The following is a 15,839-nucleotide window of genomic DNA, read 5'->3' on the forward strand; positions in this document are numbered from 1 at the left end:
CTCACGAGCTGTCCGTACGGGGAATTTAAATAAAATTTGTGAATCATTTTTAAATATCTGATTTTGAAAGGCATTATATAAAAATTTTAAAAGGGTGAGATATTTGGGCATGTTCTCGAGCTTTAAGAGGGCAGCTCTCGAGCTTTAGGGGATATCTTTCGAGCTTTAGGGGATAGCTCACGAGCTTTAAAGGACAGCTCTCGAGCTTTAAAGGACAGCTCTCGAGCTTTAAAGGACAGCTCTCGAGCTGTCCGTACGTGGGGGAGCATAAAAAAAGTCCCACCGAAGCAGGACTAAAGATTTTCATCTACGGCATATAGTACTTCGACAAGCTCAGTACAAGCCTTATTGTGATAAGATTAAAGATTAGAAATTTTAATCTGAATCAAATATACTAAAATAAAATTAAGATTTCAATGAGGTTTCCCGTAATATAAAATATGAAGTTTTTTGTAACTTGAAGACTTATAAAATTTAAAGATTATGAGTAAGGTTTTAGGTCTTGATTTAGGTACAAATTCAATTGGGTGGGCATTATTAGACCTGCGCGATGAAGAAAATAAACTTGAAGGTAAAGGAGTACTTATTTTTTCTGAAGGAGTTAAGAAGGAGAAAGGACAAGAAAAATCAAAAGCTGCCGAACGAACAGGTTTTAGAAGTGCTAGAAGAATAAAATTCAGAAGAAAAATCAGGAAATACCAAACGCTTTTAGTGTTGGCGAAGCACGATATGTGTCCTTTAACGATTGAAGAAGTAAAAGAATGGAGAAAATCTAATTTTAAGAAATATCCGGCTAAACCAGAGTTTTTAGAGTGGTTAAGAACAGATGAAGAACAAAATATCAATCCTTATTATTACAGAGATAAAGCCAGTCGAGAAAAAATAAGCAAATACAATTTGGGTAGAGCTTTGTATCACATCGCACAACGTAGGGGCTTTTTAAGTAATCGTTTAGACCAATCTGATGACAACTTAATTAAATCGAAAAAAGATGAAATACAAGACATTATTAATAATACTAGTCTTAACAAAGTTGATTTGATTGATGCCATTGAAGCTATTTTTGAAACCTATGAATTTAAAGAGAAAAAGAAAAAAGATTGCACTAATGCAACAGAAGAAAAGCTTTGGAGTATCAGAAAGTATATTCTCAATGTTATCGAGAACAAGATAAAAGGTAAGGATTATTCGAAAAACGAAGATGTAAGAAAAGAAATTGACAGATATATAAACAAACCCGAAAATCTTGGAGCTGTACAAGGTAATATTTCTGAACTAAATACAGCAATCAGTGAAGCAAATTGCAAAACCTTAGGACAGTATTTTTGGAAATTATACCAACAAGACAGAAATGATGCAAAAAACAAAATAAGAAATAATTATACTTCACGAGAGGATCATTACTTACACGAGTTTGAAGTCATATGTAAAACACAGGGTTTAGATAGTATAAACGAAGCTAAAAAAGACCCAAGCGAAAGATATTCAGGTATAGTTAAAGAATTGTATAAAGCTATTTTTTACCAACGCCCATTAAAATCTCAAAAAGGGTTGATAGGAAAATGTTCGCTTGAGCCTAATAGAGTTAGATGTACAGTTTCCCGTCCCGAATATGAGCTATTTAGGATGTACAGTTTTATTAATACCATTAAACTAAAAGAACCAACAGCTGAAAAATTTAGGTTTTTAAATAGTGAAGAAAGAGAAAGTATTAAATCCAAATTCTTTAGAAAATCAAAGCCAACGTTCACTTTTATTGATATTAAAAAAACGCTTGGAGAAGACAATAAATATAATTACAAAGACAATTCAACAGTAAGTGGATGTCCTACTGTTTCTGCTTTAATTTCAGTTTTTGGCGATGATTGGGAAAATATCATTTATGAAAACTATACAGATAAAATAATCAGAAATTTAAAAAACGATAAGTCAGAAGAAGTAAAATCGAAAGAAGATGTAACGGCTGATGTGTGGCACGTATTATCTACATTTACTTCTGATGAAAAATTGGTTGATTTTGCTAAAAATAAGCTGCAATTAAGCCAAAAAGATGCAGAAAAGTTTTCTAAAATCCATTTGAAGAAAGATTACGCTTCATTAAGTCTTTATGCCATCAAAAAAATACTTCCATATTTAGAAAAAGGTTTGTTGTATTCTCATGCAGTTTTTATGGCGAATATGGACAAAATCATCAAGCCGGAGCGATGGGAAAACAATGAAGATAGAGAACTGATTGAAAAAGAGGTTGGCGAAATTATCAACAATCATCAAGAAGAAAACAAAATGTTGTTTGCTGTAAATAGTGCTTTGAAAATTTGTTTTGATAATCATCAGACCTATTCCAAAGAAGCAGAAACAGGCTATAAAGATGATGTGGAAAAGCAGCTTAAAAAAGAATTTGGAGAAAAAACATGGGATAATAAGCCTAACAAAGAAGCCTTATTTTCAGAAGCTTTTGACATTTTTATCCAACATTTGAAAGAAAGAAAACATCCTGCCATTAAAAGAATTGATGAAAAGGTTATGGAGTTTTTATCGGATAATGATTTATTAATTCCAAACACTTTTAATAAACTGTATCATCCTTCTGATATAGAAAAATTTCGCTCGGTAAAATTAAAAGATAAAGATGGCAATGTTATTAAAATAGATGGTAAAGAAGCGATTGGTTTAGGTAGTCCTGATGTGGGTTCTATTAAAAACCCAATGGCTATGAAAGCCTTACATCAACTGAAAAAGTTGATAAACACTTTGATATTGGAAGGACAAATTGATGAAAACACCAAAGTAAATATCGAGTTATCTCGTCAGTTAAATGATGCCAACAAACGTAAAGCCATTGAAAAATGGCAAAACGATAGAAAAGAACTGTTTCAAGAATATGAAAAAAAGATTAAAGAACTCTATAAAATTGAAACAGGAAACGAGTTGAAAGAAGTTACCAATGAAGATATTGAAAAATTTACTTATGCTTTAGAACAAAGAAAAGATAAAAAACTGGTAAGCAAAGAAGATGTCATGAAATACGTTTTATGGGAAGAGCAAAACCATATTTGTATTTATACAGGAAAAACCATTAGTTTGTCAAGCTTTTTAGGAGCAAACCCGCAGTTCGATATTGAACACACTCTACCTAGAAGCCGCTCATGGGATAATTCGCAAATGAACAAAACGCTCTGCGATAAAACCTATAATCAACAAACTAAAAAGGAAAGAATGCCCATAGAATTATCTGAAAAGGATTATTCGGAAATTCTTCCTAGAATACAACATTGGAAAGATAAATACGAAGCATTAGCTAATGAAATTGAAAAGAAAAAAAGAAGCACCAGAGGAGCAACAGATAAGGAACAAAAAGATAAATTAATTCAGCAACGTCATTACTTACAAATGGAGTACAATTACTGGAAAGGTAAATATGACCGTTTTGTAATGAAAGAAATTAAAGAAGGTTTTAAAAACAGTCAGGCAGTAGATATAGGTATTATCTCCAAATATGCCACAGCCTATTTAAAATCGGTATTTAAAAAAGTGTATTCGGTAAAAGGCGAAATGGTTTCGGAATACCGAAAAGCTTGGGGATTGCACGATACTTTTAAAGATAAATGGGGGCGAACCCAATACCAACCAAAAGATAGAAGTAATCACATTCACCATTGCATTGATGCGGTTACCATTGCTTGTATGAATAAAAATAAATACGATAAGTTAGCTCACGCTTGGGGATTGGAAGATAAAGGGGAATTTGACAAAGCCAAAAAAGAATTAGAAAACGAAAAACCTTGGGACACTTTTACGCAAGATGTTCGCAATTTAGAAAACGAAGTGTTTATTGTGCATCAAAATAAAGATGTATTGCCCATACAAACTAAAAAGAAATTTAGAAAGAGAGGTAAGGCTCAACCCAAAGTAATTTATAAAAAAGATGAAAATGGCAAATATGTTTTTGATACAAATGGCAAAAAAATAGTTGAAAAATATATTTACAAAAAAGATGATTTAGGAAACTTAATCCCTGTTAAAGGCAAAAAACTCAATACTGATTTAATAAAAGATAAAAAAGAAGGTGAAGATTACTTTAAGATAGAATCTGAAAATGGAACCAAATTCTATGAATATCTAAAAGATAAAGAAAATAAAATTGTTTATCAAAAAGACTATATGATTGAGCAAGGGGATGGAACGAGAGGCTCGTTACACAAACTTAACTATATAGGTGTAATTGCAAAACCTGAACTTGAAAATGGTAAGCCTAAAACAGAAAACGGTGCGTTTATTTTACAAAAAGATGATGAAGGAAAAGTTTCAAAATTTTATGTAAAAAGAAATCCGGTAACGAAAGATTTTTCAGAAAGTGACGTGAAAAAAATAGTTGATGAAGGAATTAAGAGAAGAATTGAAAAACATGGATTAAAGAATGTTAAAACTCCAGATGGCTTCATATTGCTACCAGCAGAAAAAAAAGGATTAAACGGTAGTGAAAAAGATTTAAAAGAAATGCTAATCAAAAAAATAAGACTTTTTGAAAAAGATAAACCTATTGAAATAAAGAAACAAAATGAAATTAATTTGCAAACTGAAAAAGCATTAAGAAAAAAACATAAACACCATTTTTATGCCCAAAATGATGAAAATTACTCCATGGCTATTTATGAGGGTTTTGACAAAAAAGGAAAACCAAAACGTGATTTTGAATTGGTCAATAACATTGATGCCGGAGAATATTATAAATTAAGTAATAAATCCCATCGCGAAAACCACGATTTAGTGCCTAATCCACATTTAAAATCGAGTTTGCCTTTAAAATATATCCTGAAAAAAGGTATGATGGTGTTGATGTACGATAAAGATCCAGATGAGATTTGGGAGTTGTCAGATAATCAGAAACTTGGTCGTTTATATGAGATAACGCAACTAGATGTTGAAAAATACGCTGAAATTAAATTACTTCATCATCAAGAAGCAAGAGAAAAGAAAGAAATAACAAAATTTATGGGACTTAAAACTGGAATGAAAGGAGGGAAAAATCTTGATAATTATAGAAAATTTCCATGGATTAAAATTGGTTATACTACTTTTGATTGTATTGTAGAAAATATTGATTTTAAAATTTTACCAACAGGTAAAATAGAAAAAATATAAATCTTCATTTTCTTGAAGATAAAAAGTTCTTTGACATAAACTGGTCGAACTCTCTTAACAGACCAAAATCAAACCACAACGTGAGCGAAGCGAGCGTTGTGGTTTGATTAAAGATTAGAAAACACGATATTCTTTTAGGAATCCATACTTTTTTGCCAAAGGTTGTGGTTTGATTAAAGATTAGAAAACACGATATTATCAAAAGATACAAGATTATTGTAAGTATAGTTGTGGTTTGATTAAAGATTAGAAAACACGATATTAAAGAAAAACTACTCGAACTTTCACCATCAGTTGTGGTTTGATTAAAGATTAGAAAACACGATATTTTGGTTGATATTATATCTTCCAACTACTCTGTTGTGGTTTGATTAAAGATTAGAAAACACGATATTAGAACTTTTAGGCCTTGCCGAAGAAGCTGGGTTGTGGTTTGATTAAAGATTAGAAAACACGATATTTAGGTGATATAGTAACAGCTTCAAAGTCTGGTTGTGGTTTGATTAAAGATTAGAAAACACGATATTACTTTATTAGCATATTAATTAAAAAATCTGGTTGTGGTTTGATTAAAGATTAGAAAACACGATATTCTCCAGCAGCAGCAGAGCCAACAGCTGAAGGTTGTGGTTTGATTAAAGATTAGAAAACACGATATTGCAGTAATAGGTCAAGTGGCTAAACATTGGTTGTGGTTTGATTAAAGATTAGAAAACACGATATTCCCCGCTTCAAAAACACAAGTCTACCTAGGGTTGTGGTTTGATTAAAGATTAGAAAACACGATATTGGTCCAACAATGCGCCAGTATTTAGTAGTGGTTGTGGTTTGATTAAAGATTAGAAAACACGATATTTGTTTTGCCATTTTGCATCAAGATATTACGGTTGTGGTTTGATTAAAGATTAGAAAACACGATATTGGTAATGTCCTAAAGGCACGCATTGCTACGGTTGTGGTTTGATTAAAGATTAGAAAACACGATATTGGATTAAGCGGTCAACAAGCAATGTCGGCAGTTGTGGTTTGATTAAAGATTAGAAAACACGATATTCAAAAAAGTACGCCAAACCAACATGTGGGGTTGTGGTTTGATTAAAGATTAGAAAACACGATATTAGATAACGTAAAAACACACGCCACTTTTCGGTTGTGGTTTGATTAAAGATTAGAAAACACGATATTTCAAGGATAACCATAACGCCCAGACGCGCGTTGTGGTTTGATTAAAGATTAGAAAACACGATATTTAAAAAACAACACCGAAGTAGTAGCTGCTGGTTGTGGTTTGATTAAAGATTAGAAAACACGATATTTTCGCCATTGGAAAAAATCCCCTTACAATGGTTGTGGTTTGATTAAAGATTAGAAAACACGATATTTATATCCACCTGGAGCAGAAGGCACAGATGGTTGTGGTTTGATTAAAGATTAGAAAACACGATATTAGATGTCTTGTTAGATGCTGATATTCATTATTTTAAGTAGAAATATCGTTATAAAAAATGCTTCTTTTTTGCAGTGATAAGGCAAGATTGAGGCATTTTTTGATTTTTAATGTAGGGACAGCTCTCGAGCTGTCCGTACGGTGATTTTAAGTAATTTTTTTGAAATATTATTTAAAATGATGCTTCTTTCTTGCAGTGATAAGGCAAGATTGGAGCATTTTTTGATTTTTAATGAGGACAGCTCTCGAGCTGTCCGTACGGTGATTTTAAGTAATTTTTTTTAAATATTATTTAAAATGATGCTTCTTTCTTGCAGTGATAAGGCAAGATTGAGGCATTTTTTGATTTTTAATGTAGGGACAGCTCTCGAGCTGTCCGTACGGTGATTTTAAGTAATTTTTTTGAAATATAATTTAAAATGATGCTTCTTTTTTGCAATGATAAGGCAAGATTGGAGCATTTTTTGATTTTTAATGAGGACAGCTCACGAGCTTTAAGGGGATAGCCTTCGAGCTTTAAAGGACAGCTCACGAGCTTTAAGGGGATAGCTTTCGAGCTTTAGGGGATAGCTTTCGAGCTTTAAGAGGATAGCTTTCGAGCTTTAAGGGGATAGCTCTCGAGCTTTAAAGGACAGCTCACGAGCTTTAAGCGGACAGCTCACGAGCTGTCCGTACGGGGAATTTAAATAAAATTTGGGAATCATTTTTAAATATCTGATTTTGACAGGCATTATATAAAAATTTTAAAATGGTGAGATTTTAGGAACAGCTCATAGGGAATTAAGGTTTTTTTTTTGAATATGTTTATTGGTTATTTAAAAATTTTAAGGATAAAAACTAGTTTTTCAGTTGATTATACAATAATTGCAACCTAATATACAATTTTTAATACCAATTATGTAATTATTATCTATATATCGGAAATTATTATTAATTTTAAGATTGCTGTTATTAATTATGTAAAACCCTATTAATAAGTGCGGTAGGGTTGATTTAAATTTTTCAAATCATTTTAAAAATTTCGTGCTATGAACTTAAAATTACTCTTATTTTTATGTGTGCTATTCAGTTTTCAGTTTACTAACTCTCAAGTTTTAGTGCCTATCAGCTCACCAGCAGGTTATGACAACAACACCTTTGGTTACAATAGTTCACCTATAGAGTTTAACGGTTCACTGTATTTAAGATATCGAAAAAACAACGGTAACAATGTCTTGTTTCGCTTTGATGGTAATCAATTGACCGAAATTCCGTCACCTGCCAACTATGATGGTAACAGTGCTGGATATGCTATTTCTGTTTCCTCTTTTTGGCCTACATTAAAACCTGTAGTGTGGAATAACAAACTGTATTTGGGTTATAATAACAACCAATTTAATACATCCACTACACTTTTTGAATTTGATGGCACAACCTTAAGCCCAATAAGCAACCCTCTTGGTTTTGGTGATGGCCAAAATTCAGGTGGGGTCAAAGCCATGATTACTACTACAACAGATGCTATGTACCTTAATTATGAAATAAATGGTGGTGGAGAACGTGTCTTATTTAAGTATGATGGTACCACTCTTGTAGAGATACCGAGTCCTCCTGGATATGATGCTACTAACGATTCTCCTGGCATTGGGTTATTGGATTTTCCAGATAATATCAATAGTTTCTTTAAGGAAATTCCGATTATTGGCAACAATATGTTTCTTCAATATTCTGGAGAAGATTATAGTTCTGATTTAACGCTATTAGACCTAACCACTAATCAACTTACGCCCTATAGAGGAGTGGGTTATGACGGTGTCAATAGAGGGTTTTTGGGCTACCCGATGCTTATAGATGACGTCCCTTATTTTAAGTATATAAATAATGAAGGACTCTTCAAACTGGTTAAGTTTGAAAACAACAATTTGGTAACCATAGATTCTCCTCCTGGCTATAGCAATGAATTTTCAGGATATCTTGGCGATCCTATTCTTTATAATAACCAACTTTACATAAGAGCAAAAAAAGACAACGGTTCTTTTCAGCTATTAGGTTTTGATGGGACACAGCTTACCGAAATTGCACCGGCAGATGCTGCTTACCAACAATCCCAATACGGCTATATGGGTGATCCTATCCTTTTCAACAACAATCTTTACCTACGCTATTATAAAGGAGGTGATGATACCTATAGGTTGTTTAAGCTAGAAGGTGGCAGTTTGGTAGAAATAAGCCTACCACCCAATTACGAGTTTTTTGGACGAGGCTATTATGGAGACCCCATACTTTATGATAATGCACTTTATTTAAACTACTATAATTTTTTTGGAGTTTATACACTTTACAAATACGATGGAAGTACCTTAACCGAAATTTCAACCCCTACTGGGTTTAGCAATTTTAACAAAGGCTACACAGGAGAAGCCTATGTGGCAGGTTCAGATTTGTTTTTGGTCTATAAAAGCAATACAGACGCTCGGGTTTTATTTAAATATAATGGTACCACCTTACAGGAACTTGCAAGTCCATCAGGTTATGAAACCTATGGGTTTATAGATTCTTTTCATATTTATAACAATAAATTGTATATGAGATATAGGCACAACGATGGACAATATGACCTTATGGAATATAATGGTCTGACTTTAGGGGTGGATGAGGTCACGACTAAGCAAATAAAAATATACCCAAACCCTGTAACTGATGTCTTTCATTTAAGTGACTCTGAATATGATAGTTTCAAAACATTGATTTTGTTTGATATTAATGGTAGAGAGGTTACTACTTTACATGGTGACAATGGTGATGGCTCATATTATATTGGCCATATAGCAAAAGGCATGTATTTTTTAAAGTTTGTTTACCCTGATGGCACAACGAAAAGTCTTAAATTAATTAAAAAGTAAATATTTATTTTTTATGAGTAAACGATCAATTTTGTTGAAAATTGACAAACTTATTTTAGGATAATATTTTTTAGTTATCAATAAGCTCTATAGAATATGTGTTTTGGTGGTAGTTGCTAATAATTTTAATTTTCAATTCTCATATTTAACGATTACAATATTTTTATTGTTTATTTTGGATTTTTCCAGTTATAGAATATTGTTCATAACAATTTAAATTAATGACTATTGGATGACTTTTTACCTCAGGAAGAATAAGTCCATAAGGTTGTTTTGAAATATACCTATTTGGGGAATCTTTATAATTAAAGCAATGATTTTTTGGTTGTTGTTTAAATAGGTTTTGTTTTAGAAGTTACTTAATACTAAAGGTATATTGGGTAAAGTTGCTCTATTTAATTTGTTATAATGAGAAGTATCTATTTAATTGGGCGGTTCTTTTTTTATAAAAGAGCTGCTCTTTTTTTATGAGGATGGCTTTTTAGGACAGCTCACGAGCTTTAAGCGGACAGCTCACGAGCTGTCCGTACGGGGAATTTAAATAAAATTTGGGAATCATTTTTAAATATCTGATTTTGAAAGGCATTATATAATAATTTTAAAATGGTGAGATATTTGGGCATGTTCTAGAGCTTTGAGAGGATAGCTCTTTTTAAGAGGATAGCTTTCGAGCTTTAAAAGGACAGCTCACGAGCTTTAAAGGACAGCTCACGAGCTGTCCGTACGGGAATAATTTTTTATATTTATTATTAATCTTTTTTAAATTTTAATTTGAAACGCAGAAAACGAAATAGAATGAAGGGTTTTGATTATTCCAGTGATCATCTATATTTCGTCACTATTTGTGTGAAGGATATGTTATGTTGTTTTGGGGAAATTATTGAAGGGACAAGTCGCGACTTGTCCGTACAGGAGGATATCAATAAATCAAATCAATCAAATTCGAAAAAGGGTCATAATCAGAAAATGCAATTGAATAAATATGGTTTAATTGTTAAGGAGCGTTTAGGTTGGTTGCCTGTTCAATATCCTTATGTGTCTATCCATAATTCTGTGGTCATGCCAAATCATTTGCACCTAATCCTTGAAATAGATAGTTCAAGTGTTTCGAAAGAAATAAAAATTAAATCTTTGTCTAGCCTTATGGGAGCTTTTAAGACAACGGCTTCTAAATTAATACATGAAACAGGTTTTTTGGAGTTTGCCTGGCATCGCTCTTTTCACGATCATATTATTAGAGATGATAAAGCATATAAGAACATCCATGCCTATATTGATGAAAACCCCAAAAACTGGTTTGAGGATGATTTGTTTCGTTCGGTTTAAAATAGTTCCAGTTGTGTTGGTTGTGGTTCTTTGGGCACCTCGGCTCTTCCCCAAAAATTCATAATGTTTCCAAATTGTTTATCGGTTATTCTTAGCACGCTTACTTTGCCCAAAGGAGGCAATAAGCGCTTGATGCGTCTTTCGTGCACATCTGCACTTTCACTGCTGGCACAATGGCGCATGTAAACTGAATATTGCATCATGGTAAAACCATCCTTTATTAAGTTTTTTCTAAATCCAGCTGCATTGCGTCTGTCTTTAGGAGTATCGGTAGGTAAATCAAAACAAACAAATAGCCACATAACTCTATAAGCGTTTAATTCCATAATTCTGGATATTTAATTTTCTTTCTATTGCCAGCATAACATTGTTGTAAGGAACTGGCTGTTTTTTGCAATGCAACCATTAACGGGCTTTTTTCTTTTTTAAAATAAACCGTTCTGGTAAGTATTTGGAGGAGCTCAGACTTTATTGGAGTTGTAAGTTTCTGTTCATCATCTTGCTGCATGATTAGATAAACAGCTTCGTCCACTATGGGTCTAAAAGGTTCCATGATATCATCTGCCAAGGCAAAAGCATTGTATTTACTCTTATGGTGGATGCCTAAGGTATTTAGCAAACCGCTACCAGATAAGGCTCTAGCAGTAGCAGCCCTTAAAATGGCATAACCATAATTAAGAAAATTGTTTGGGTAAGCTCCAAAGCGTTCCCTTTTAAAATCGTGTTCAAAAAACGATTTCCAATAGAAACTGGCAGCTACTGCTTCCATATTTGAGGAATCTCCACTTAACACTTTGGATTCCAAAAATTCAAAGGTGTTTTTTTTGTTGGTTATTCGGTTCAATAAGATGCCTTGATTTTTAATCTTTCTCTTAATGGTTTGTTGCCATAATTGTTTTTTTAAAGGCATACTGGCATTTATTTGATGTTTAAACATTTCTTGTTGAATATGATGGCTATTTAGGTTTAGGAACATGCCATTGGGAAGATGTGAGGTATTGCAAATAATTACAGAAGTGTTGTTTTCCACAAGTAGGTTTAAGGCTGGGATGCTTACATATGTTTCGGGATTGTCTATTACCAAAAACCCTATATCTTCAATGGGAATACTCGCTTCACGTTTTTCGGTTTTTATATGAAGTTGTAAATTTTTACAAGTGACTTTGCTTTTTTGTTCTATTAAAACGGACTTTTTTATCATTGCTTTTTATTTATAATATAGATACAGATAGTTTTTGTAAAAAAATATTTCTTTATAAGGTTGATTTTTGAGGTAAACTGTCAGACTATGAAGATTTTACCGATGAATTGCGTGTGCTGATAGATAGTTTAGCAGAAATGGATTGAAAAAAAAGGCGTCCATTTTGCATCTTTTTTACCTGTGCCACGTCTATTATATAAACTTTAAAACATATACCATGAAACAAACAGCATGTACCTGCAACTGCGAAGGTTGTAGCAGCGGAACTTGTAAAAACTGCACTTGTGACAATTGTACTTGTGCGCATTGCAACTGTTAAGATTTGCTAAATAAGAATGAAGCAGCAACTATTTTAGTAATTTTATGCTAAAGTAGCTGTTGCTTTTAATGTTATAAACATGACCACCCAATACATTTGGAATTTATATGCCGATGATGTGAAACACTTTATTTTAAGTAAAGTGCAGGATGATTTTGTGGCAGATGATTTGTTGCAGGATACCTTTATAAAAATCCATACCAAAAAAGATAGTTTGAAAGACGCATCCAAATTGAAGGCTTGGGTGTTTTCTGTAGCCAGATATACGGTTTTGGATTATTTTAGAAAACACAAGTTGGTTGCCAGTGATAACGACACAGAGGTGGTTTATCCAGAAGACACTTCAGAACACACAGAAGCCGACTGTTTGCATGGCATCCTTAAAAGCCTTCCTAAAAAATACAAGCTCCCTTTATACCTGTCTGATATAAAAGGTTTAAAACAACAGGAAGTTGCAGCCCAGCTAGACTTGCCCTTGGCAACAGTTAAATCTCAGATACAACGTGCCAGAAAGCAGATAGCACAAGGATTTATAGATTGTTGCGACTTTAAAATGAACGACCAAGGTTATTTGGTGGGAGAGATAAAAGAACGGGAAGATTGTAAAGTTTGCTTTTAAGGGACAGCTCTCGAGCTTTAGGGGACAGCTCCCGAGCTGTCCGTACTATTTTTTGTAAGTGGGTGTTTTTTAGGGTAATAAATTTGCTGTTGGGCTAAAATATTATTAAGACATTTTTTCTCCATGTAACTTTAAGTTGACTCATTTTATAAACACTAGGATTATGGAAGCAACTTTAAATTACCCTTTTAAAAGACGGTCTGAAAATCATTTGGACTGGTTATTGAACATCATTAAATCTGAAAAATACCACGAAGCAGATAGTTACATCCTTCCCTTGAATAAGGCTAGTTAGCTTGTATGCGTTTCGTTGGATTTCGCGAACGGCATTTTATCAACACATAAAAAAGAGGCTGTTTGAAAAGTGTTTTTATCATCGTTCTTAGTGAAACTATAGATATTATTTAATATCGTCTGTTTTAGAATCACTGTTTTAATATGAAGTAGATTCTTCATTTTATTCAGAATGACACTTCTCAGACAGCCTCTTTGGTATCTACTTGTTTTTTACTTTGTTTTTTTACAAAGAGGACATTTAGTCTTTTAAGATGCCTCTTGAGATTACAATTTTCTGTATTTCTGAAGTACCTTCATAGATTTGTGTGATTTTGGCATCACGCATTAAGCGTTCCACATGGTATTCTTTAACAAAACCGTTACCACCATGAATTTGCACGGCTTCAACTGTATGTGTCATAGCTACTTGTGAGGCGTACAGTTTGGCCATGGCGCTGGACATATCGTAATTGTTGCCTTGGTCTTTGTCCCAAGCAGCTTTCATTACCAACATTCTTGCAGCTTCAATTTCTGTGGCCATGTCTGCCAACTTAAAAGCAATGGCTTGATGGTTTGAAATTTCTGTTCCGAAGGCTTTGCGCTCTTTGGAGTATTTTAGAGCCAGTTCGTAAGCGCCAGCAGCTATCCCTAGGGCTTGTGCTGCGATTCCTATTCTACCTCCAGAGAGTGTTTTCATGGCAAATTTGAACCCAAAACCATCTTCTCCAATTCTATTTTCCTTAGGGACCTTTACGTCATTAAACTGTAAGGTATGGGTATCGCTGCCTCTAATGCCCAACTTATCTTCTTTTGGTCCAATATCAAAACCAGGCATGCCTTTTTCAACTATAAATGCATTGATGCCTCTATGGCCTTTATCTCTATCTGTTTGGGCAATCACCAAATAAACATCTGCACGTCCGCCATTGGTGATCCAGTTTTTTGTACCATTTAAGACGTAATGGTCTCCCATGTCTATGGCAGTGGTTTTTTGTGAGGTTGCATCGCTACCAGCTTCAGGCTCACTTAAACAGAAAGCACCAATAACTTCACCTGTAGCCAATTTGGTAAGGTATTTTTGTTTTTGTTCTTCAGTTCCAAAAGCCTCCAGGCCATAGCACACCAAAGAATTGTTTACAGAAACCATTACGGAAGCCGATGCATCAATTTTAGAAAGTTCTTCCATGATCAACACATAAGAAATGGCATCCATTCCAGAGCCACCATATTTAGGGTCTACCATGATGCCCATAAAACCCAATTCGCCCATTTTGCGAACCAAGCTATCTGGAAACGTTTGTGTGTTATCTCGTTCTATCACACCAGGAAGTAGTTCGGTTTGCGCAAAATCGCGAGCAGCATCGCGTATCATGATGTGTTCTTCGGTAAGGTTAAAATCCATAGTTTCTTGTAATTGAAGTATTATTTAAAAGTGCACAAAGATACTTTTTTATTGGCATTTTTTCAAAACGGATTGTTATTTTTACAGGATATGAATAAAACCCAATACCGTGTTGTAGGAGTTATGTCTGGAACCTCTTTGGATGGGGTGGATTTGGTGGCTGCTTCGTTTAGCCTTGATGATGGTTCCTGGACTTACCATATAGAGGCTGCCCATACAGAGCCTTATTCTGCCTATTGGCAAGCTGTATTGAAGGATTTGGTATCTCAATCCATGGAAGATTTACAGCAGATAGATAAAGATTATACCGAGTATCTGGCAGGCTTTATTCAGGATTTTATAGCAGCCAACAAGCTCAAGGCGCTTGATGCTGTTTGTTCGCACGGGCATACAGCCTTGCACCAACCCGAAAAGGGCTTGACCTATCAAATTGGGAATTTACCAGAGTTGTATGAACTTCTTCAGTTGCCTGTGGTGTGCAACTTTAGGGTCCAGGATGTAGCTTTGGGAGGGCAAGGGGCTCCTTTGGTTCCCATAGGTGATGCTTTGTTGTTTTCCGATTATGATTTTTGTTTGAATTTGGGAGGCTTCGCCAATGTCTCCACCGAAAACCAGCAACAGCGTATTGCGTACGATATTTGTCCAGTGAACATTGTATTGAACCACTATGTGTCTTCATTGGGATTGGCCTATGACGATCAAGGCCAGATAGCTTCCACAGGGGACATTCATCAAGAGTTGTTGCAGCATTTGAACGGGTTGGAGTTTTATAAGAAGGAAGCTCCAAAATCTTTGGGGTTGGAATGGGTGAAACAGCAGGTCTTTCCTTTAATAGATAGTTTCCAGTTGCCCATAGCGACTGTTTTAAGGACCTTTGTGGAACACATAGCCACACAAATAGCGACCGAACTGAATAAAGCTCAGGAGGCAACCGTCTTGGTTACGGGAGGAGGCGCTTACCATCGTTTTTTAATTCATCAAATTCAAGCCAGGACCTCCAACAGTTTGGTGGTTCCAGACAAGGCCTTGGTAAATTTTAAAGAAGCCCTGGTATTTGGGTTTTTAGGGGTTTTAAAACTAAGAGGAGCCGTCAACTGCCTAAGTAGTGTGACAGGAGCAAAGCAGGACCATAGTTCCGGAATCATTTTTAATCATTAAAATTATTATAATTTTAATAAGAAAGGCTATTTGTTTTTTATATTTGTTTTCACATTTAATAATTAAC

9 protein-coding genes and 1 CRISPR repeat array are annotated in these 15,839 nt (G+C 34.1%); of the genes, 6 read left to right on the forward strand and 3 right to left on the reverse strand.

What is annotated here, in order from left to right; all coding sequences use genetic code 11:
- Window positions 1–483: 483 nt before the first annotated feature.
- From cas9 to AACY93_RS02040, 3 genes are all read left to right on the forward strand, one after another.
- Complete coding sequence (gene cas9, locus AACY93_RS02030) at window positions 484–5,142, forward strand: type II CRISPR RNA-guided endonuclease Cas9 (protein ID WP_286852481.1); 4,659 nt, start codon at window positions 484–486, stop codon at window positions 5,140–5,142.
- Window positions 5,143–5,237: 95 nt separating this feature from the next.
- Window positions 5,238–6,590: direct repeats of the CRISPR family, unit length 36 nt; unit sequence GTTGTGGTTTGATTAAAGATTAGAAAACACGATATT.
- Window positions 6,591–7,617: 1,027 nt separating this feature from the next.
- Complete coding sequence (locus AACY93_RS02035; protein WP_286854566.1) at window positions 7,618–9,471, forward strand: T9SS type A sorting domain-containing protein; 1,854 nt, start codon at window positions 7,618–7,620, stop codon at window positions 9,469–9,471.
- Between the two features lie 795 nt (window positions 9,472–10,266).
- Window positions 10,267–10,797 (forward strand): transposase, encoded by a 531-nt coding sequence (locus AACY93_RS02040; protein ID WP_339610980.1) that lies wholly within the window; start codon window positions 10,267–10,269, stop codon window positions 10,795–10,797.
- Here AACY93_RS02040 and cas2 read toward each other — a convergent pair.
- Both cas2 and cas1 read right to left on the reverse strand, forming a co-directional pair.
- Window positions 10,794–11,123: a CRISPR-associated endonuclease Cas2 gene (gene cas2, locus AACY93_RS02045; protein ID WP_286854564.1), complete on the reverse strand. Its 330-nt coding sequence runs from the start codon at window positions 11,121–11,123 to the stop codon at window positions 10,794–10,796. The genes AACY93_RS02040 and cas2 overlap by 4 nt on opposite strands.
- A complete protein-coding gene (gene cas1 / locus AACY93_RS02050) occupies window positions 11,114–11,998 on the reverse strand; it encodes a type II CRISPR-associated endonuclease Cas1 (RefSeq protein ID WP_286854563.1) in 885 nt (294 codons plus the stop codon). The genes cas2 and cas1 overlap by 10 nt, the downstream gene beginning before the upstream one ends.
- Window positions 11,999–12,396: 398 nt before the next feature.
- Between cas1 and AACY93_RS02055 the strand changes: the two genes are divergently transcribed.
- Window positions 12,397–12,936 (forward strand): sigma-70 family RNA polymerase sigma factor, encoded by a 540-nt coding sequence (locus AACY93_RS02055; RefSeq protein ID WP_286854562.1) that lies wholly within the window; start codon window positions 12,397–12,399, stop codon window positions 12,934–12,936.
- 163 nt (window positions 12,937–13,099) lie between these two features.
- On the forward strand, window positions 13,100–13,231 hold the full coding sequence (locus AACY93_RS02060) for a hypothetical protein (protein ID WP_286854561.1): 132 nt from the start codon (window positions 13,100–13,102) through the stop codon (window positions 13,229–13,231).
- Window positions 13,232–13,471: 240 nt separating this feature from the next.
- Here the strand turns inward: AACY93_RS02060 and AACY93_RS02065 are convergent, their stop codons facing one another.
- Window positions 13,472–14,614 (reverse strand): acyl-CoA dehydrogenase, encoded by a 1,143-nt coding sequence (locus tag AACY93_RS02065; RefSeq protein ID WP_286854560.1) that lies wholly within the window; start codon window positions 14,612–14,614, stop codon window positions 13,472–13,474.
- 30 nt (window positions 14,615–14,644) lie between these two features.
- On the opposite strand from AACY93_RS02065, the gene AACY93_RS02070 reads away from it, so the two are divergent.
- Window positions 14,645–15,772, forward strand: a complete 1,128-nt coding sequence (locus tag AACY93_RS02070) for an anhydro-N-acetylmuramic acid kinase (RefSeq protein WP_316928587.1) — start codon at window positions 14,645–14,647, stop codon at window positions 15,770–15,772.
- Window positions 15,773–15,839 lie beyond the last annotated feature (67 nt).

The sequence above is a fragment of the uncultured Xanthomarina sp. genome (assembly GCF_963971605.1).
Lineage (GTDB): Bacteria > Bacteroidota > Bacteroidia > Flavobacteriales > Flavobacteriaceae > Xanthomarina > Xanthomarina gelatinilytica.